This window comes from Corynebacterium sp. HMSC11E11 (assembly GCF_001807025.1).
In the GTDB taxonomy this organism is placed as follows: Bacteria; Actinomycetota; Actinomycetes; order Mycobacteriales; family Mycobacteriaceae; genus Corynebacterium; species Corynebacterium freneyi.
On sequence record NZ_KV787136.1, the window covers coordinates 11,885 to 30,858 of the forward strand.

Sequence of the window (18,974 nt, forward strand, 5' to 3'; positions counted from 1 at the left end):
GATACGACATGTCGTCCATCACCCCGTACCAGACAAAGGCCGGCCGCCGGTGGCAAGTGCAGTACACCAAGCCCGACGGCTCCCGAAGCCGGAAGCGTGGCTTCCCCACCAAGGCAGCAGCCACCGCCTGGGAACAGGACCAAGGCCATGCCCGCCGCGCCGGCTCTTGGGTCGACCCAGCAAGGGAGAAAACCACCGTCTCCGAGATCGGGACGCGCTGGCTCGCCGCACAGACCCACCTCAAGCCCTCCACGGCCGCCGTCACCGATCAAGCATGGCGACTGCGCGTCAAACCCATGTGGGGCCACCGCGAAGTCGGCAGCCTTCGCCCCTCCGAAATCCAAGAATGGATCGCCAGCCTCAACGTCTCCGGCTCCACCGCCCGGCGCGCCCATGCCTGTCTGGCGCAGGTCCTGGACATGGCGATTGCCGATGGGTGTCTTGTGAAGAACCCGGCGCGGGGGCTGAAGCTGCCGCGGCGGTCGAAGGCGGTGAAGGTGTATCTGACGATGGAGCAGGTGCGGGCGATGGCCGACCAGTGCTCGGTGAAGTCGGAGATCGTGTGGTTGCTGGCGACGTCGGGCATTCGGTGGTCGGAGTTGGCGGGCCTCCAGGTGCGGGATCTGGATCTGGGGCGGCGGCGGGCGCATTTGCAGCGGGCGGCGGTGACGGTCAACGGCAAGGTGGAGATCGGCACGCTGAAGTCGCATGAGGCGCGGACCGTGGCCATCCCCCGGTTCGTGTGCAACATGCTGGAGCCGCTGATCGAGGGGAAGCCGAAGTCGGCATGGGTGTGGGAGCGGGTGCCGGGCGAGCCGATGAAGCTTCAGGGCTCCGGGTCGTGGTTCCACGGGGCGCGTGACCGGGCGATGGCGGCTGATCCGAACTTCCCGCGGGTGACGATGCACGGGCTGAGGCACGTCGCCGCCGGGCTGTTGGTGTCGGCCGGTGCGAGCGTGAAAGTCGTCCAACGCCAGCTGGGGCATTCGTCGGCGGCGATGACGCTGGACGTCTATGCGGACCTGTTCGACGGCGATCTTGATGCGGTGGCCGACACGATGGAAGAAATCCACAACGGGCTCGGTGCGGTTCAGTCGGCCGTCACGCAGCCGAAGGCCGCGTAGCGAAGTGAGCCAAAACTGAGCCAAAAGCGAAAAAACCCCTGACCTAGGTGCAGGTCAGGGGCATTTTTCGGGCCAATCACATCCGGTTTCGAGTCCTGGCGGGGGAGCCGGACGACCTAACCCTTGCCCGTTCCGCTTAGGGAACACTTGGTCGAAAGACCGGGGTGCAGGCCGCTAACCTGCATGCATGGCGCTCTACGAAAAGCTGGTGTCCCCGGCCGACACTTCCGACATGCCGGACGACGTCGCCCGCGACATCCCGGCCAACGGCATGAAGTTCATTGCGGCCAATGGTCTGCAGAACGCCGGCGATCAGGTCATCAACCCGAAGACGGTGCTGCCGTGGCTGCTGACGTCGCAGGGCGCCCCCGGCCTGGCGATCGCGCTGCTGGTCCCCATCCGCGAATCCCTGTCGATGCTGCCGCAGGCGGCGCTGACACCTTGGGTGAAGCGCCGCGCCCACCGCAAGTCGGTGTGGGTGGCGGGGTCGGTGACCCAGGGCGCGATGGCGTTGATCATGGCGTTGTCCACGGCGGTGCTCGACGGGACGGCTGCGGCGGTGGCCATCCTTTCGGCGCTGGCGGTTTTCGCGCTGGGCCGTTCGCTCTGCTCGATCGGGTCGAAAGACGTCCAGGGGCGGACGATCCCCAAGGGTCAGCGCGGCCAGATCACGGGCTTGGCGACGATGCTGTCGGGCTTCGTCGCCATCACGCTGGGTCTGGGCATCCGCTGGTTCGGCGGCGACGATCTGCCGACGGCCGTGTTGACGTGGATGATCGCGATTTCGTCGTTGACGTGGTTCATCGGCGCGATCATCTTCCACCGCGTCACCGAACCCGCGGGCGAAACCTCGGAGGAACCCGCCGGATCGTGGGTGCGGGAATCCTGGGAGTTGCTTTCCGACGACGCGCCGTTCCGAAACTTCGTCATCGTCCGTTCGCTGCTGCTGGTCTCCGCCCTGTCGCCGACGTTTTTCGTGGCCCTGTCGGCCGAACGGGGCGACGGGGAACTCTCCGGGCTGGGGCCGTTTCTCATCGCCTCCGGCGCCGCCGCAATCCTCGGCGGCCGCATCAGCGGAAAACTCAGCGACCGGTCGTCGAAAAGCACCATGACCTGGGGTGCCGGCCTGGCCTCCCTGATCCTGCTGGCCGTGATGGCGCAGGTCGCCTTCGCCGAGGGCTGGTCCGGCTGGGCGCTGCCCGTCGCCTACTTCCTGATCACCCTGACCCACACCGGCGTGCGCGTCGCCCGCAAAACCTACGTCGTGGACATGGCCGAAGGCGACCAACGCACCACCTACGTCGCCGTCGCCAACTCCGCGATGGGCGTCATCCTCCTGCTCACCGGCGCCATCTCCGGCGGCCTGGCGATGCTCGGCTCCATGTGGGCCCTCGGATTCTTCGCCGTGCTCGGACTCGTGGGCGTGGCCATGGCCCGCGCCCTGCCGGAAGTGTCGGCGCAAACGCCCGAATAGGCATGACCCGTGGCCGCGGCCCTCGGCGGGTAGGGTTTTCGGGGGAATCCCGGGAAGAAACCAACGACGAACCGCACGACGAACGCACGAGGAGACGCACATGAGCAACGGCACCGGCACGCCCACCGCCGTCGTCATCCTGGCCGCCGGCCAGGGCACCCGCATGAAGTCGGACACCCCCAAGATGCTCCACGGCATCGGCGGGCGCACGATGCTGGAGCACGCCCTGCACGCGGCCCACGGCGTCGACCCGCAGCAGATCGTCGCCGTCGTCGGCCACCAGCGGGACAAGGTCATCGAAGCCATCTCCGAATGGGTCGCCGGCCGGTCCGAGGGATCGCTGTCCAACGGCGTCGGCATCGCCCACCAGGAAGAGCAAAACGGCACCGGCCACGCCGTCCAGTGCGCCCTGGACGACGTCACGCTCGCCGACTTCGAGGGCACCGTGCTGGTGACCACCTCCGACGTGCCCCTCCTCGACGCCTCGACGCTGACCGCACTGCTCGACGAGCACAACCGCAAGCCGCGCGCCGCCGTGACCGTGCTGACGTCGACCGCCGACAACCCCCACGGCTACGGCCGCATCGTCCGCAACTCCGACGGCGAAGTCCTGCGCATCGTCGAAGAAAAGGACGCCACCGCCGACGAACGCCGCATCACCGAGGTCAACTCTGGCGTCTACGCCTTCGACGCCGCCACCCTGCGCCACGCCCTGACCCAGCTCGACACCGACAACGCACAGGGCGAGCTGTACCTCACCGACGTCATCGGCATCGCCCGCGAAGCCGACCGCTCCGTGCGCGGCCACCGCATCGACGACGCCATGGTCGTCGCCGGCGTCAACGACCGGGTGCAGCTGGCGACCCTCGGCGCCGAACTCAACCGCCGCATCACCGAAAAGGCCATGCGCGGCGGCGCCACCATCGTCGACCCCGCCACCACCTGGATCGACGTCGACGTGCGCATCGGCCGCGACGTCACCATCCTTCCGGGCACCCAGCTGCTCGGCGGCACGGTCATCGGCGACGGCGCCACCATCGGCCCCGACACCACCCTGCGCGACGTCACCGTCGGCGAGGGCGCCACCGTCTACCGCACCCACGGCACCGACTCCGTCATCGGCGCCGACGCCGAAGTCGGCCCGTTCACGTACCTCCGCCCGGGCACCGTCCTCGGCGAGGAAGGCAAGCTCGGCGGCTTCGTCGAAACCAAGAAGGCCGTCATCGGCCGCGGCTCCAAGGTCCCCCACCTGACCTACGTCGGCGATGCGGAGATCGGCGAGCACTCCAACATCGGCGCATCCAGCGTCTTCGTCAACTACGACGGCGTCAACAAGCACCGCACCGTCATCGGCTCCCATGTCCGCACCGGTTCGGACACCATGTTCATCGCGCCGGTCAAGGTGGGTGACGGCGCCTATTCCGGTGCAGGTACTGTTATCAAGGACGACGTTCCCCCCGGGGCGTTGGCGGTCAGCGGTGGCCCCCAGCGAAACATCGAGGGGTGGGTCCAGCGGAAGCGGCCGGGCACCCCGGCGGCGGAAGCGGCCGAAGCGGCGCAGGCCGCGGCGGCCGACGCCCCCGCCGAATCCGACGGTGCCGCGGGCGATGACCCCGACGCCTCCGCGTAAGCCGAAGACCGATAAGGAAGGCCAGGCCGAGTAGATGACCGGCGAGTGGATCGACAACCAGAAGAACCTCATGCTTTTCTCCGGGCGCGCGCACCCGGAGCTGGGTGAAGCGGTGGCGAAGGAGTTGGGCGTCGAGCTGACCCCGATGACCGCCCGCGACTTCGCCAACGGCGAGATCTTCGTCCGTTTCGAGGAGTCCGTCCGCGGCTGCGACGCTTTCGTTCTGCAGGCGCACCCGGCGCCGCTGAACAAGTGGCTGGTGGAGCAGCTGATCATGATCGACGCCCTGAAGCGCGGTTCCGCCAAGCGCATCACGGCGATCCTGCCGTTCTTCCCGTACGCGCGCCAGGACAAGAAGCACCGTGGCCGCGAGCCGATTTCCGCCCGCCTGGTCGCGGATCTGCTCAAGGCCGCCGGCGCCGACCGCATCGTGTCGGTGGACCTGCACACCGACCAGATCCAGGGCTTCTTCGACGGCCCGGTCGACCACATGCACGCCATGCCGATCCTGGCCGACTACATCAAGGCGAACTACTCGCTGGAGAACCTGTGCGTGGTCTCCCCCGACGCCGGTCGCGTGAAGGTGTCGGAGAAGTGGGCGAACACGCTGGGCGATGCGCCGCTGGCGTTCATCCACAAGACCCGCAGCGTGGACGTGGCCAATCAGATCGTGGCCAACCGCGTCGTCGGCGACGTCGACGGCCGCGTGTGCCTGCTGATCGACGACATGATCGACACCGGCGGTACGATCGCCGGTGCGGTGAAGGTGCTGCGCGAGGCCGGTGCCGCCGACGTCATCATCGCCACCACCCACGGCGTGTTCTCCGACCCGGCCCGCGAGCGTCTGTCCAAGTGCGGCGCACGCGAGGTCATCACCACGGACACGCTGCCGCAGACGCACGAGGGCTGGGACAACCTGACGGTCCTGCCGATCGCGCCGCTGCTGGCGCAGACGATCCACGAGATCTTCGAGAACGGCTCCGTTACAACCCTCTTCGAGGGCCAGGCGTAGTTCTCGCCTCCGCCGCGGCTTTTCGCGCCGCTGCTTTGGCGCCGCCGCTTTTCGCTTGACGACGACCCGGCCGCTCCCCGCGAGCAGCCGGGTTTTCGCATCCGCCGGCTCGTCGTCACGCACGAACCGACCCCGCGGGAACAGGGGCGATTTCCGCCCGCCGCCCCCGATCGGGTAACATCCCACGAGTTATGTCTCGGCGAGGGTGGCCCGAGACGCGGGAACGACCCCGCGGCAACGGCCCCGTTATCGACGCGACGCATGCACCACCCGGCACCCGCCGCCACCTCCCCCGAACCGGGAAGCGCGGCCGACCCGGACCAACGCGTGCCACGTGATCGACTCGGCGAACCCCAACGATTTGCAGGAGTCAGATATGGCAAAGCCCAACATCGTCAAGCTGGAAGCCCGCGAGCGCACCGAGTTCGGCAAGGGCGCCGCCCGCCGCGCCCGCGTCGCCGGCGACATCCCCGTGGTCATCTACTCGAAGGACCTCGGCGCCCCGAAGCACGTCCTGGTCGACTCCATCGAGTTCCACGGCGTCATCCGCAACTACGGCGTCAACGCCGTCCTCGACCTCGACATCGACGGCGAGCCGCAGCTGTCCATGGTCAAGGCCCTGGACCAGAACCCGCTGACCCTCGACATCGACCACGCCGACCTCCTCGCCATCCACCGCGGCGAGAAGGTCGAAGTCGAGGTCCCGGTCATCCCCGAGGGCGAGCTGGCCCCGGGCGACGCCCTGCTCATGCAGGACGCCGACACCATCCTGGTGCTCGCCCCGGTGCTGTCCATTCCGGAAGAGATCGTCGTGTCCGTCGAGGGCCTGGACGTGGGCGCGCAGATCCACGCCGGCAACGTCACCCTGCCGGAGGGCCTGGAGCTCACCGACGATCCGGAGCTGCTGATCTTCAACATCGTCGAGGCCACCGAGGACCCGGCCGGCGACGTCGACGCCGACGTCGAGGGCATGGGCGAGGCGGAGACCCCGGACGAGCCGAAGGCCGAGGGTGCGGAGGCCGAGGGCGAGGAGTAAAACTCCTCCCCCGCAGCCGGCACCCCGCGTCGGTCCCCGACCGATTGCGCGTGCTTTGCGACGAAGCCCCCGCCGGGACGCTGTTTCCGGCGGGGGCTTCGCCATGCCCGGGGTGCGGCCGGGCCTCCACATGCCCGGTGTGGGAAGATGACGGGCATGTTCGGACGCTCGAAGACCTCCCCCGCCCCGTCGGACGCCCCGCCGATCCTCGTCGTCGGCCTGGGCAACCCCGGACCGAAGTACGCCGACACCCGGCACAACGTCGGGCAGATGGTGCTCGACGAGCTCGCGGAGCGGACGCTGCCGGTGCCGTCGACGTTTTCCGTGCACAAGCGGTCCAACGCCGAGATCGTGCAGACCCGCTGGACCGTCGGCGCCGGCGACGCGCAGACCGAGCGACAGGTGATCCTGGCGAAACCGCGGACGTACATGAACGTCTCCGGCGGGCCGATCAGCGCGCTGGCGAAGTTCTTCAACGTCGAGCCGACCGACGTCATCGTGGTGCACGACGAGCTCGACCTCGATCCCGGCGTCATCCGCCTGAAGCGCGGCGGCGGCGAGAATGGCCACAATGGGCTGCGTTCGACCTCGAAGTCATTGGGCACGAAGGACTACATGCGCGTGCGCATTGGCATTGGTCGTCCTCCGGGCCGCCAGGATCCAGCTGATTATGTGCTGCGCAACTTCAATGCCAAGGAGCGCGAGGAACTCGCTTTCACCCTGCCCACCGCGGCGGAGGCAGTGGAGCTAATCGCCAGCCACGGGCTGGAAATTGCTCAAAACCAGGTCCACGGGCGGTAGTAGCTAGCGGCAAGGCAGCAAAGAGCCCCCTTCCCTCCCAGCTTTCACAGGGATGAGGAAGGGGGCTATTTTCGTGCTCTAGGGAGCCTCAGCCTTACAGCTCGTCGATGTTCGTGCTGCTCGGCGTGTTCGTCGGCGGTTTCGCTCTGCCCACCGAGCGCCTGGCGGTGGGATTCGGGAAGCTGCGGCAGGGCGCCCGTTAGGGTATCGACCAGGTGATGAGGATCAGGCGCCCGGGGAGCTCCCCGTCCGGCACGCCCACGACTCGGCGTAGCGACCGCCCTTCGCCAGCAATTCATCGTGCGTACCCCGTTCTGCGACCGTCCCGTCCTCCGAAAGCACGACGATGAGGTCGGCATCGCGGACGGTGTGCAGGCGATGGGCGACGACGATCACGGTGTGATCGCCGCGCAACGCCTCCATCGTGCCGATGATCGCCCGCTCAGTGGCCGCATCCAGCGAGGACGTCGGCTCGTCGAGAAGCACCACCGGGGAATCCTTCAGAAGCGCCCGGGCGATGGCGAGGCGCTGCCGTTCGCCTCCCGACAGCAGCGTCCCCTCCTCCCCCACCGGGGTATCCCACCCGGAAGGCAGCAGCTCCACGATGCGGTCCACCCCGGAACGCCGGGCGGCCTCGCGCAAGCGGTCCCCGTCACCGGGCCTGGAACCGAATTCGGGGTCGGCGAAGACCACGTTGTCCCGCACGGACGCGTCGAAAAGGAACGTCTCCTGGAACACCGGGGTCACCAGCGAGTTCACGCCGTCGGTGCCGATCCGAGGCAAGGGCACCCCGCCGATGAGGATCTCCCCCGAGTCCGGATCATGAAAACGCGACAGCAGCCGCATGACCGTCGTCTTGCCCGCCCCCGACGGTCCCACTACAGCAACCAGCGCTCCCTGAGGTGCACGGAAGCTGACGCCGTCGAGAACCTTCTTATCCCCGTACCCGAAGCTCACGCCGCGGAACTCCACGTCATGCCCGTCGGGCAGCTCCGGTGCGGCAGGTTCGGGAAGGGCTGGGATCGCCCGCAGGTCACGCAACGCAGCCAACGTGTTGCGGCCCGCACCGAAACCGCCGGACAACGCTCCCGCCGTGGTGATCGGTCCGGTGAACTGGACGAGCACGATGAGCATCGGCGCCAAATGCGTCGGCACCATCCCGCCCGTCGCGGCGACTGCCACGGCGACGATTACCGCCGCCGTGAACACCGCATGGACGACCGAACCCAACCGTCCGATGGCCGCCCCCTGCGTCGACGTCGCCTTCGCGAACGCATCGTGTTGGGCCCGGATCGCCTCATCCACCATCGCGTCCGCCGCCGAACCGTCGCCCGCGGCACGAATCGCCTGCTGGCAGCGGGTGAACTCGATCAGCCTGCCGGAGACGGCAGCGACGGCGTCAGCATGCGCTTCGTCCGACTCCCCGCCGACCCGGCCAATGGCCCGGTAGGCGAAGAAGATCACCGGCGCCGACGCGACGAGAACCAAACCGACGCGCCAATCCACCGCCAGAATTCCGAAGGCGATGACGGTCGGCGCAACCACCGCGGCGATGACGGGCCGCAGGATCACGTGCGGCACGGACGCCGCAAACGCGATACCCGACGACGCCATCTCCGAAAAGCGGCCGGCCGTGGACTTGGTGACGTACCCGAGTGGCAACGTCAGCACGCGTTCGCCCAGGGAACGCAGCAGGGACGACAGCACCGCTGCGGAATTCGCCCTGCCGACCGTCCCCGCGGCGAGAGACAGCACCGCATGGGCGGCCGCGAGGCCGGCGATGACGCCGGTGAAACGCCACGCCGTCGCATCATCTCCCTCGGCCAGAGCCGACAGCAGCGGCAGCAGCGCGACGAACGCCGCTCCCTGGGCCAGCGCGGCAAGCGCGGCCAACGCAATGAGCCACGCCAGCGTCATTCTCGAGCGCCGATCCGTCATCGACCATAAGTCCCGAATCATCGGTTCCCCGCCTTTTCATCGTCTGATTCAGTGCCCCGCGGGGCGGATGGTTCGTCGTCGAGCGCGAACGCGCGCCACAAATCCCGGTAGCGGCCACCGCGCGCAAGCAACTCGTCGTGGGTACCCGCCTCCGCGACCGCTCCCCCATCGAGAACGAGGATGCGGTCGGCGTTGCGGATCGTGCTCAACCTGTGCGCGATCACAATCACCGTCCGCGAACGGGCCAAACGCTCGATTGCGGACTGGATGAGGGCCTCGGAAGCCGGATCCGCGTAAGCGGTTGCCTCGTCGAAGATGAGCACCGGCGCGTCCGTGACGATCGACCTCGCGATGGCCACGCGCTGCGCCTCGCCACCGGAAAAGGTCACGTCGACGTTGACCACCGAATCCAGGCGCTTCGGCAGCGCCTCGATGACCGCATCGAGGTTCGCGAGCTTCGCGGCCGCCATGATTTCGCCGTCAGTGGCGTCTCTCCTGGCCAGCCGGATGTTCTCCCGCAACGGCAGCGTGAGCAACTGCGGATCTTGGAACACCACCGACACCGAGCGGTGCACGTCGCGCACGGCGATGTCGCGAAGATCGACACCGCCCAGCAGCACCGAGCCTTCAACGGGGTCGTAGAAACGCGCCAACAGCCGGGCGACGGTGGACTTTCCGGAACCGGAGGACCCCACCAGCGCAGTGAGGGTCCCCGGTTCGAACGTCGCGGACATCCCGTCGAGGACCCGCGGCCCATCGCCGTAGGAGAAGACCAGGTTCCGGACCTCGAGCGTGCCTCCGCGCGCGGGCACCGGATCGGCGGGCTCGGCAATCGGCGGCGTGCCCAGCACCTCCGCGATGGACTTCAGGGCGGCGATCCCCGCAATGATGGGTTCGGAGTTCATGGCCACCCGCACGATCGCCGCGGAGAGTCCGAGGCCGAGAACCAGCCCGGCGACGAGACCCTCCGGTGTGCCGTCCGCGGCGTCCCTCAGAGCGAGGCCGGCGCCGCACACCACTGCGAGGACCGTGATCGGAGACGTCACCACGTCGATGAGCCCAAGATAGATGTTCGACTGCCGGGACCAGGCGGACCACGCGCGGACGAACGACGACGCCGCGGCATCGTAGCGGCCCGAGCCCTGGTTGGCGCGTCCGAAGGACTTCATCACCGGGATGCCGCGCACCAACTCGATAACCGCGGCCGTCACTCCTTCGGAGGCTCGCTCGTAGTCGCGCTGAAGGCCGGCGCCACGCGACATCATTACGCCCATCAGGGCGAAGGTGACCAGCACCGGGACGACCGCCACCGCCGCGATCCGCCAATCCACCGCGACGAGCGCGATGAGGGAAAGCAGGGGAACCAACACCGCCACCACGGTCTCACCGACGGTGTGGCCCATGAGCTGGTGGACAGCCGCGACGTCCTTCTCAACCGACCCGATGACTCCCGACGAGCGCCGGGCGTCCAGCCAGCCCAGCGGCAACTTCCGGATTTGGGCTACCAGCCGGCACCGGAGGTGGAGCTGCAGGTCGTTATCCGCCCGGTGCGAGAGCATGCCGGCGGCGCCGTCCGCGACCATGCGCACCGTCGCGGCGACGACGATGACAGCCACGGCCAACCACGTCCGATGCGCCGGGGCCTCCGGGTACGTCATCGCGATGTCGATGATGCCGACCAGCGAAGCGACGGTAGCCACCGACGACAGGGCGGACAACGCGACCACCGCACGCATCCGGGTCCGGATTGGGGCGAGCAGCGACCACGGGCCGACGGTCCCGTCCACGGCGCTCACTTGCCCGCCTCCCCGATCGCGCTCTTCTTCGCGAGAGTGCAGAAGTACACCATGCCGGCGCGTGAGGCTCCGCCCAGCTTCAGCCCGTTGGCTTCGGCGAGGTCATCGAGCTCGCTGCCCCGAAAAACCCGGTGGCCCATCTTCGCCATGACGGCCATGTCGACCCGCTCGTTCACGCCGGGATCCTCGGCGAACGTCTGCACGTAAGCGATGCCGCCGTCGGCGAGCAGCCCGGCGACCCGGCCGAGCGCGGCACCCGCATCCTTCATTTGGTGGAGCGCGCCGCACACCCAGATTTCATCGGCCCCGCCGGGCTCTCCCGCGAGCGGCGCGAGGACGTCGGCGACGTGGAATTCCGCCCGGGCCCCGAGCCCGTCGACGGCGGCGCGTTCGCGGGCGATGCGGATCGCATTGGGCGACAGGTCGTAACCGACGATGTTCGCCCTGCGATATCGAGGCTCGGCGGCGAGCATGCGGGCGAGCCACCCGGTTCCGCAACCGAGGTCGAGAACCCGGGCCGGCGCATCCGGCCCGGGATCCAGCGCACGGAGCTTCCGATACACGGCGGCGTCCATCGGTTCACGCGCATAGCGGCTGAGGAACCTCGGCTGGACCTTGTCCTCGTAGGCCGCGAGGAGTCTGCGGTTGTTCTGGACAATCTGGGCAATCGACTTCATCTGGTTCTGTCTCCTGGGTGTGTGGGCCGCGTCCACGCGGCGGTTTCGGGTTAGGTGCTCGGGTTCGCGGGCCGTCGTCGGCGGCGATGCCCCCGTGGACGTGCCCGTCATGCAGACTCCCCCGGCCTCGTTTTCACGGCGATGCCCCACGCCGCGAGCACGGCGATGCCTAAGAACCAGGCCGCGCAGACCACCAGACCCGCAGCCCCGGTGCCGTTGACGGCCTCGCCGGCCGCGGATACGGGGGTGTGCCCGGCGATTCCGCGCAGGAGGGGACGGAAGTGGTCGGCGGGCATGAGCACCGTGTTGACGAACATCGCAACGATGATTAACGGGATGAGGGCCACGGAACCCTGGGGGCTGGTGATGGAGAACGCGATGTACGTGCCGGTGCATGCGGCCGCCGCGGCAACCATCGCGCCGGTCACCGCGATCCTCCACCACCAGGACACCTCCGGTGGGCCGTCGGAAAGCAAGGCGGCCACCGCCGCGACGACGGCCGTCATCGCCATGATCCGGATGAACTCGGCAATGATCCGTGCGGCCGGCACGGCCGCGTACGGCGCCGGCATGGTGATCAACCGCTCGTGGAAGCCATTGCTGCGTTCAACGAACACGGTGGACGATCCCGTGATGGCCAGGATGAACGCCCACGCCGTCACGACCAGGATGATCGCGTTCCGGAGTTCGAACTCTCCGGTGAGCTGCCTGACCAGGCCACCGAACATGCGGTTGACGATGAACAGGTACACGAGCGGAGCAATGAACGTCATGAACCAGAAGTCGGGGCGCCGCAGCCAAATGTGGGCGATGCGCCGCAGATGCACGAAGATGGCGCCAATCATGATTCGCTCCTCGAGGTGAACCGGCGGATGAACAGGACGATTCCGGCGACCGCCGCGACACCGAGCCACAGGGCGGCCTCTTCCCCGGCGCGATCCGGGAAGGCGTCCGGGGACGCCGCCCTAATCACCTCGATCACCGGCGAAAAAGGCATGTGGCGCACGATGTCGCGAAGGGAGCCGTCCAAAGCGGTCGCCGGAATGAACGCGGTGGAGAACATGAGCAGCAGCATTTCCAACGCCTGGATCGATGAGGCCGTCGACACCGGGGCGGGCACCATCAGAATCACCCCGTCCGTGACCAGGGACAGGACCGCCGCGGCGAGCAGCGACCACAGGACAGTCCACGCGACGTCACCGACAGCCATGTCGAGGCCGCAGGCCCACGCGACGACCAGCAGCGCCGCGATCGACGCGGACATCCGCAGCACATCGGTGGCGAGCCTGCCGGCGACATAGCCGCCTGTGGCCCCGGGCAACACGCGCACGCGGTCAACGAGCCCGGATTCGACGTCCTGTCCCACCGCCATCGCCGACGCCGCGGCAGTGAACATCGCCGCCTGGAACAGGCAGCCGCCGAGCACGAAACGCAGGTACCCGAAGCCGGATTGCCCCGCCGAGTACCCAAACACCGCGTACAGGCACAGCAGGAAGAGGGGCGGAACTACGAACATGGAGATCAGCGACGCGGTGTTGCGTCGCAACAGCAGCAGATCCCGACGGAGAAACGCCGCGACCGACGTCGCACTCATCGCGCCGCACCCCCTGCGTTCATCGATATGAACACCTCGTTGAGGGTGGGCGGCGACACGCTCAGCGAATCCGGCGACGCTTCCGAGGCCTCCATCGCCTGCGCCACCGCCTCGAGGACCCGCGGTCCGGGGTCGACGTCGAGGGACACCGACTTCCCCGCGACGCGGGCGCCGTCTAGGCACGTTCCCCCGAGGCAGCGGGCGAACACCTCCGCCTCGGCGGCGGTGGCGAAGGACACGCGGAGCACGTGCGACCCGAAGTCGCGGCGCAATTCCTCTGGCGTTCCGCTGGCGACGATGCGGCGATCCTTGAGCAGATGGACGTGGTCGGCCAGCGCCTCCGCCTCTTCCAGGTACTGGGTGGTCAGCACCAGGGTCATTCCGTCGTCCCGCAGTTGCCGGATGAAGCCCCACAGCTCTTCGCGGCTGACCGGGTCCAGCCCCGTCGTGGGTTCGTCGAGGAACAGCAGCCTGGGCACGACGCACAGCGACGCGGCGATGTCGAGGCGGCGCCGCATGCCACCCGAATAGGCCGACGCCAGCGTCGAGGCACTGTCTGCGAGCGAGAATTGTGCGAGCAGTTCCGTCGCGCGGGCGGCCGCGGCGGCGCGGTCGAGTCCGCGCAGCCGCCCGAAGAACTCCAGGTTCTCCCGGCCGGTGAGGTTCTCGTCGATCGCCGCGAATTGGCCGGTGGTGGCAATGTCAGCGCGCACGCCCGCCGGGTCCTCTTTCACATCGCGCGAGAAGATGCTCACCTCGCCGGAGTCGGCGGTGATGAGCGTCGACAGGATTCGGATGAGGGTGGTCTTGCCTGCACCGTTGTGGCCGAGGAACGACACGATCGCCCCGGTGGGCACGGTGAAACTCACGCCGTCGAGCACATGCTTGCGCATCCGGGCACCGCGCTTTCCCTTGCGCCCGCCGTCCGGCGGGGCACCTGCCCCGCCTTCGGGCGGGGTGCCCGCTTTGCCCGCAATCGGGTAGCTCTTCGTGAGGTCGCGGACGACGATCGCCGCACCTCGTTCAGCTTGATCCGTCATCGTTTCCCCTTTTCTTTGGTATCGCAGTGGGCCGCTGTCGGCAGCGGCCCCGTGGTCGGGTTGTCATGTGGCACCTCGATATGGATGCCCGCATCGCGGGCGAAGGCGAGGACCGGTTCGAGGAGCCGGGGGTGGCCGACGAGATCCCGGCACCCCGGCGCGACCGGCTTCCCCGCGACCGCCACAACGGTGGCGGCAGCAATCGCCGCGGTCATTTTGTAGGAACCCGGGCCAGTCGCCCGGACGACGGTCGTCTCGGCCGGTGCCTGGTCACGGCCTCGAACCACCTCGGGGGATCGGCGACCACCTCGGAAACCGGCAGCAACACCTGGTCGTACCCACGAAAAAGGGCGTAGACGTGGAAGCCAATCAGCGAAAGGTTGTGGGTCAAAGGTAGCCACGTGAGCATCTTGTTCTCGTACCGGTGCGCGTGGCGTGGGATCGTCGCGCGCAGACCGTTCAGCACGGACTCGTTGGTTACGATGACGCCCTTTGGCGATCCCGTGGAGCCGGACGAAAACTGGATAAGGGCTTCGCCGGCCGTCCCACCTCGCACCGGGAACGCGGGGACCGCCCCGGCGCCATCCCCGGAATCCACGTCCCCCGCCTGAGAGAAGTCCGATTCAGCATCACCCGGCATCGCCGCACCCGGTTCCGCGGCAGCGTCATTGACGATGGACACGTCGAGCAGCCGGTCCTCGCCCACGACCACGGCACCGTTTGCGCCGGTGAGCAGCGTGTGACTGCGTTCGTCGACCAGGATCGGGGCCCCGGGCATCATGTCCGAGAGCGTCCGCACCCTGTCGACGTCAACCGGGCCCGACACCGGCGGCGCAAGCGCCGGAACCGCGCCGGCGTAGACGCAGCCCCAGAACGCCCGGATGAGCCCGCGGTTCTCCGAAACCTGGAAGATCACGCGATCGCCGGGGCCGATGCCGGCTTCGGCCAACCGAGTCGCAGCCGCCACCGCCTCCGCATGGACCCGGCCATACGGGACGAAGACGTCCCGCCGATTCTCGACGAAGGTGATCCCCTTTTTCGTCTCATCGGCCTTGTCCCGAAGCACGTCGCTGATGGTCCGGATCGTGTTCATTGGTACCTCTTTCGGTTGTCGGCGCCATGCCGATGCCGGGCGGACCGGGCCGCATGGCGTGACCCGGCGGATGTGTCTGAAGGGTTGAAAGGGTGAAGAAACTGGGTGGGGCGCGTCTCCGCACAAGCTCGGAAACGCTCGCGGGCCCGGGACCCGCCGGTTCCGGGTGCCCGTCAAGTCACTGCGGACACCAGGGCGGCGACGAAGGCCGCGGCGGACGCTGCGGCCACGAACCCGTCACGCACTCGCCAGGGGTAATCGGTGCGGAAGGTGCGCCGCGGATGGCGGCCGAAGTTGCGCATCGCCAGGGTCAGGGACAGCTTTTCGGCGCAGCGCACGGCGCTGACGAACAGGGGAAAGGCGATGCGCGCGGGCGTCGTCGCGCGGATGAAGCCGGAGCGGAAAGACTGCCCCGGTCGCATCGAGCGCAATCTAATCGCCCATGTCAGATGGGGGATTTCGCTGCGCAGGAACGCCGCGATGCTCACCCCGGAAATCGCTATGGTGCACCATGTGTAGGGCACCCGGAAGCGTTGCACCATGGCGTCGAAAAGCTCCTCGACGCGCATGCACGCGGAGACCAGGACCGTCCCCGCGAACACGGCCGTCAGCAGCAGTCCGTGATGGATGCCGTGGCGGACGGCCTCCGCCGGATCCCCACCGCCGTAGAACTCGGAGCGCCACCCGAGCAGGCCGAAGAACACCCCAATCAACAGGACGAGGAGGACCTTCCCCGCCGTCGCCCGAACGTCGCGTTCCGCGATCGCAGCGAGTGCGAGGAACGCGACCCCCGTCAGCGCGAGAACGGCGTCTCCGCCGGAGAGCAGCCCGGCGACAAGGACGAGCATCACCGCAGCGACAATCGTGATGGCGTTCAACCCCACGCGCCTTCGAGCGGCAGATTCACTGGTCCAGGGGCTTTCGTCCAAGGACGTCCGTGCGCCGACCGCGGGCAGTGCGCGATCCCGCCGGGACGACTCCAGGGAAGCCGGCACGTCAGCTGCGGGACCGGACCAGGCGACCTTCCCTTCGGCGACGATGCTCGCCCGATCCGCCCACGTTCGCGCGGCACGGCGGTCGTGGCACGTGAACACAACGGTTCCGCCGGCCCGGGCGTATTCCGCTAGCGCATCCAGTACGATGCGCGAGCTCGGCGAATCCAGGTGCGCCAACGGCTCGTCGAGAAGCAGCAAACGGCGATTGGCCGCCACCGCCAGGAAGATGCCCAACCGTCTTTTCTGTCCGCCCGACAGGACGAACGGCGAGACGGGGTCAAGTGCCCGGGGGCACAGGGCTTCCCGCAGTTTCCGCAGGTCATCGGTGCCGAGTGGCCCGTGCGGGTCCGTGCCGGCCAACGCGGAGTCGATTTCCGCGGCGACGGTCGCGCGGGTGAACTGGTGCTCGGGGTTCTGGAACGCCCACGACGCGAAGGCGTCGGGAGCGCGCCGGGCTGGCTCGCCGTCGATCCGGATGTCCGCTCCCGCCTTCATCTGGCCCGACAGCACCGCCAGCAAGGTGGACTTACCAGCTCCGTTGGTGCCGACCAGGGCATGGATCTCGCCCCGTTCCAGTGTCAGCTCGGCCCCGTTCAGGATCCGCTCCCTGCCCCGGGTCACATGGGCTCCGGTCAAGGCCAGCAGTGGAACGGCGTCCGCCTCCGATTCCGGATCGGCGCCATCCCCGGCTCCCCGGGGCCTTCGCCGCCGGCCCGGACTGAGACGGTCCGGTGCCCCCGTGCCCGGCGTACTGGCGTCCGGCGCTCCGGCGGTCGCGGCCGACGTCGCAATGCCCTTCACCGCGATGCCCTCCGGCGCTCCGTGCGCGGCGACGCTCCCGTCCGCATCGAGGATTGTCACCGTGTCAACCCACCCGTCGAACGGACGGAGGTCGTGCTCGATGAGCAGGATGACGCGCCCCGGGGCCCGCAAATCACGGATGGCGGCGAACAGCGCCCGCCGACCGTCCTCGTCGACGTGGGCCGCGGGCTCGTCGAAGATCATGACCTCCGGCGCCCTGGCCACCGCACCGGCGATGGCCATCCGCTGGCGTTGCCCACCCGACAAAGCCCACGGATCCTTCTCCGCGAGCTCTGACAGCCCGAGCTCCGATAGGGCCTCGGCTGATCGCTTGGCGACGATGTCGGCTTCCACGAGGGAAAACTCGAGGGCCATGGACACGTCATCGACGACTCGGAGCGTGAGCACCTGCGTCGCCGGATCTTGCCCGACGAAGGTGACCCGGTCCCCGTCCACGGGGCGTTCGGTGCCGTCGGCATCGACGATGTGCACGAATCCGGCATGGTCGATGGGGATGTGCGAGGGGATCAGTCCAGCGATAAGGTGGGCCAGGCTCGTCTTTCCGCATCCCACGGGTCCCGTGATGGCGTTAATCGTGCCGAAATCGAAGGAGAGATCCACCATGTCGGGTGCCCATCGCCCATCGGCGTGCCGCACGCCCGCACCACTAACCCGTAACCGGGCCGGGGCCGTCCCGCGTGTCGCACCGGCGCACGCGGGTGCTCCGCCGGTCACCGGGTGACCCCGCGGCTGCGAAGCCCCTTTGCGACGGCAAAGCCCAGGACCAAAAACACCAGGCTCGATGCCAAGGCTACGGCGAAGCTGATCAGGGTCATGGGCGTGGTCGGCGAGTCGACGCCGACTGCGCGCGGGGCCATCGTTCCCATCAGCGCGGAGAACAATATCGCCGATGCTACGAACTGGGGACGCGTCCACCGCCGGTACAGGGTGATCATGAACGGAAGCTCGATGAGTAATCCTTCCATAATCAGCGCCCCGATTGCGGCGACGCCGAACGGGGTGGTCGCCGCGGACACGACGCCCATGGCAAGGCACGCGATAAGGCTCGCGCCAGGCTTGCGGACGACGATGAGGGGAACAACGCACGGCAGGAACCACAACCCGAGCGTCGCCGCGACGAGATAAACGTGGGCGATGCCAGCGAACACCTGCAGGTAAGTCAGGGGCACGACGATGAGAGACCCCGCGACGCCGATTGCGGCGGCGACGAGCATGTCGCGGGTGGATGGTCGGCCACCCGCTGCGACCGGTGCGACGTGCACCAACCGCCCGTCACCCGTCCCGTCTGGGCCCGCGTCCCCGGCTTCCCCTCCGGAGAGGGGTTCTCCGGTCGATCCACGTTTTCCGTTCATCGTCGCCGCCTCGCTTCCGTTGCCGATTCCCAATCGGGAACACCACCTGAAACAGTATTAGGTTAGGCATTGCTTATCGTCTTACGCCAGGCTCAATTTTCTGACCTTACCCCCGCCCCCCGTTACCGTGATGGTGCCCCCTCACGGGGGACGGTCACCGGGCCCGGCATGGCTTATCTGCGTGAACATTTCCATAATCCGGAGTGTTGCCGCCGGGCACCGGGGACAACCGCTGACAGCTAATAGGGACACGGCCCAAACAGAGGTCTCGTCGTAACGTGGGTGCCTGCAACGGATGTCCAAGACACCGGTGACCAGCCGCAACAGAAGGACACCACCATGGAACCGTCCAGAACACCCGACATCATCATCGGCCTCGACGTCGGCAAAACCGGCCACCATGCCTGCGCGCTGACCACCACCGGCGAGAGAATTTACGACAAGCCGCTGCCCCAAGACGAAGCCGCACTGCGCGAAATCCTCGCGTCCATGCAGGCCCACGGCAGCGTTCTCATGGTCGTCAATCAACCCAACACGATCGGCGCCCTGCCCATCGCAGTGGCCCGCGACTGCGGTTGCACGGTCGGATA

At 68.1% G+C, this 18,974-nt stretch carries 17 protein-coding genes; 7 read left to right on the forward strand and 10 right to left on the reverse strand.

The window, feature by feature from the left end; all coding sequences use genetic code 11:
• Nucleotides 1-8: 8 nt before the first annotated feature.
• From HMPREF3121_RS05550 to pth, 6 genes are all read left to right on the forward strand, one after another.
• Nucleotides 9-1,124 (forward strand): tyrosine-type recombinase/integrase, encoded by a 1,116-nt coding sequence (locus tag HMPREF3121_RS05550; RefSeq protein ID WP_070520774.1) that lies wholly within the window; start codon nt 9-11, stop codon nt 1,122-1,124.
• Nucleotides 1,125-1,311: 187 nt separating this feature from the next.
• A complete protein-coding gene (locus tag HMPREF3121_RS05555; protein WP_070520777.1) occupies nt 1,312-2,598 on the forward strand; it encodes an MFS transporter in 1,287 nt (428 codons plus the stop codon).
• A gap of 100 nt (nt 2,599-2,698) precedes the next feature.
• Nucleotides 2,699-4,228 (forward strand): bifunctional UDP-N-acetylglucosamine diphosphorylase/glucosamine-1-phosphate N-acetyltransferase GlmU, encoded by a 1,530-nt coding sequence (gene glmU / locus HMPREF3121_RS05560; protein ID WP_070520780.1) that lies wholly within the window; start codon nt 2,699-2,701, stop codon nt 4,226-4,228.
• Between the two features lie 34 nt (nt 4,229-4,262).
• A complete protein-coding gene (locus tag HMPREF3121_RS05565) occupies nt 4,263-5,240 on the forward strand; it encodes a ribose-phosphate diphosphokinase (RefSeq protein ID WP_070520783.1) in 978 nt (325 codons plus the stop codon).
• A gap of 376 nt (nt 5,241-5,616) precedes the next feature.
• Entirely contained in the window at nt 5,617-6,276 is a 660-nt protein-coding gene (locus HMPREF3121_RS05570) for a 50S ribosomal protein L25/general stress protein Ctc (protein WP_070520786.1), read from the forward strand.
• 156 nt (nt 6,277-6,432) lie between these two features.
• Nucleotides 6,433-7,077, forward strand: a complete 645-nt coding sequence (gene pth / locus HMPREF3121_RS05575) for an aminoacyl-tRNA hydrolase (protein WP_070520789.1) — start codon at nt 6,433-6,435, stop codon at nt 7,075-7,077.
• Between the two features lie 225 nt (nt 7,078-7,302).
• Here pth and HMPREF3121_RS05580 read toward each other — a convergent pair whose 3' ends face one another.
• The 10 genes from HMPREF3121_RS05580 to HMPREF3121_RS05620 all read right to left on the reverse strand — a co-directional run bounded on the left by HMPREF3121_RS05580 (nt 7,303) and on the right by HMPREF3121_RS05620 (nt 18,246).
• On the reverse strand, nt 7,303-8,994 hold the full coding sequence (locus HMPREF3121_RS05580) for an ABC transporter ATP-binding protein (RefSeq protein WP_246816081.1): 1,692 nt from the start codon (nt 8,992-8,994) through the stop codon (nt 7,303-7,305).
• A 38-nt stretch (nt 8,995-9,032) separates the two neighbouring features.
• Entirely contained in the window at nt 9,033-10,811 is a 1,779-nt protein-coding gene (locus tag HMPREF3121_RS05585) for an ABC transporter ATP-binding protein (RefSeq protein ID WP_070520794.1), read from the reverse strand.
• Nucleotides 10,808-11,488 (reverse strand): SAM-dependent methyltransferase, encoded by a 681-nt coding sequence (locus HMPREF3121_RS05590; protein WP_070520797.1) that lies wholly within the window; start codon nt 11,486-11,488, stop codon nt 10,808-10,810. Before HMPREF3121_RS05590 ends, HMPREF3121_RS05585 begins: the two co-directional genes overlap by 4 nt.
• Before the next feature lie 107 nt (nt 11,489-11,595).
• Nucleotides 11,596-12,333, reverse strand: a complete 738-nt coding sequence (locus tag HMPREF3121_RS05595) for an ABC transporter permease (protein WP_048759806.1) — start codon at nt 12,331-12,333, stop codon at nt 11,596-11,598.
• Nucleotides 12,330-13,082 carry an ABC transporter permease gene (locus HMPREF3121_RS05600; protein ID WP_048759809.1) on the reverse strand — a complete coding sequence of 251 codons (753 nt, stop codon included), beginning with the start codon at nt 13,080-13,082 and terminating at the stop codon, nt 12,330-12,332. The genes HMPREF3121_RS05595 and HMPREF3121_RS05600 overlap by 4 nt, the downstream gene beginning before the upstream one ends.
• The gene (locus tag HMPREF3121_RS05605) at nt 13,079-14,122 is read right to left on the reverse strand and encodes an ABC transporter ATP-binding protein (RefSeq protein ID WP_070520800.1); all 1,044 of its coding nucleotides are present in this window, start codon (nt 14,120-14,122) and stop codon (nt 13,079-13,081) included. Before HMPREF3121_RS05605 ends, HMPREF3121_RS05600 begins: the two co-directional genes overlap by 4 nt.
• A complete protein-coding gene (locus HMPREF3121_RS12140) occupies nt 14,119-14,337 on the reverse strand; it encodes a hypothetical protein (RefSeq protein ID WP_148132123.1) in 219 nt (72 codons plus the stop codon). Before HMPREF3121_RS12140 ends, HMPREF3121_RS05605 begins: the two co-directional genes overlap by 4 nt.
• Nucleotides 14,334-15,341, reverse strand: coding sequence for an AMP-binding protein (locus tag HMPREF3121_RS05610; protein ID WP_141742991.1), 1,008 nt, complete (start codon nt 15,339-15,341; stop codon nt 14,334-14,336). The genes HMPREF3121_RS12140 and HMPREF3121_RS05610 overlap by 4 nt, the downstream gene beginning before the upstream one ends.
• Nucleotides 15,342-15,388: 47 nt before the next feature.
• Nucleotides 15,389-17,746, reverse strand: coding sequence for an ATP-binding cassette domain-containing protein (locus tag HMPREF3121_RS05615; protein ID WP_070520806.1), 2,358 nt, complete (start codon nt 17,744-17,746; stop codon nt 15,389-15,391).
• On the reverse strand, nt 17,743-18,246 hold the full coding sequence (locus HMPREF3121_RS05620; RefSeq protein ID WP_224370287.1) for an ECF transporter S component: 504 nt from the start codon (nt 18,244-18,246) through the stop codon (nt 17,743-17,745). The genes HMPREF3121_RS05615 and HMPREF3121_RS05620 overlap by 4 nt, the downstream gene beginning before the upstream one ends.
• A gap of 477 nt (nt 18,247-18,723) precedes the next feature.
• On the opposite strand from HMPREF3121_RS05620, the gene HMPREF3121_RS12870 reads away from it, so the two are divergent.
• The coding region (locus HMPREF3121_RS12870; protein WP_246816082.1) for an IS110 family transposase at nt 18,724-18,974 on the forward strand (251 nt) is incomplete at its 3' end.

Excerpts from the sequence above, each read along its gene's own strand:
- HMPREF3121_RS05550 (WP_070520774.1), top strand. The coding sequence starts at position 9 with ATGTCGTCCATCACCCCGTACCAGACAAAGGCCGGCCGCCGGTGGCAA.
- HMPREF3121_RS05555 (WP_070520777.1), top strand. The coding sequence starts at position 1,312 with ATGGCGCTCTACGAAAAGCTGGTGTCCCCGGCCGACACTTCCGACATG.
- glmU (WP_070520780.1), top strand. The coding sequence starts at position 2,699 with ATGAGCAACGGCACCGGCACGCCCACCGCCGTCGTCATCCTGGCCGCC.
- HMPREF3121_RS05565 (WP_070520783.1), top strand. The coding sequence starts at position 4,263 with ATGACCGGCGAGTGGATCGACAACCAGAAGAACCTCATGCTTTTCTCC.
- HMPREF3121_RS05570 (WP_070520786.1), top strand. The coding sequence starts at position 5,617 with ATGGCAAAGCCCAACATCGTCAAGCTGGAAGCCCGCGAGCGCACCGAG.
- pth (WP_070520789.1), top strand. The coding sequence starts at position 6,433 with ATGTTCGGACGCTCGAAGACCTCCCCCGCCCCGTCGGACGCCCCGCCG.
- HMPREF3121_RS05580 (WP_246816081.1), bottom strand. The coding sequence starts at position 8,994 with ATGACGCTGGCGTGGCTCATTGCGTTGGCCGCGCTTGCCGCGCTGGCC.
- HMPREF3121_RS05590 (WP_070520797.1), bottom strand. The coding sequence starts at position 11,488 with ATGAAGTCGATTGCCCAGATTGTCCAGAACAACCGCAGACTCCTCGCG.
- HMPREF3121_RS05595 (WP_048759806.1), bottom strand. The coding sequence starts at position 12,333 with ATGATTGGCGCCATCTTCGTGCATCTGCGGCGCATCGCCCACATTTGG.
- HMPREF3121_RS05600 (WP_048759809.1), bottom strand. The coding sequence starts at position 13,082 with ATGAGTGCGACGTCGGTCGCGGCGTTTCTCCGTCGGGATCTGCTGCTG.
- HMPREF3121_RS05605 (WP_070520800.1), bottom strand. The coding sequence starts at position 14,122 with ATGACGGATCAAGCTGAACGAGGTGCGGCGATCGTCGTCCGCGACCTC.
- HMPREF3121_RS12140 (WP_148132123.1), bottom strand. The coding sequence starts at position 14,337 with ATGACCGCGGCGATTGCTGCCGCCACCGTTGTGGCGGTCGCGGGGAAG.
- HMPREF3121_RS05620 (WP_224370287.1), bottom strand. The coding sequence starts at position 18,246 with ATGCTCGTCGCCGCCGCAATCGGCGTCGCGGGGTCTCTCATCGTCGTG.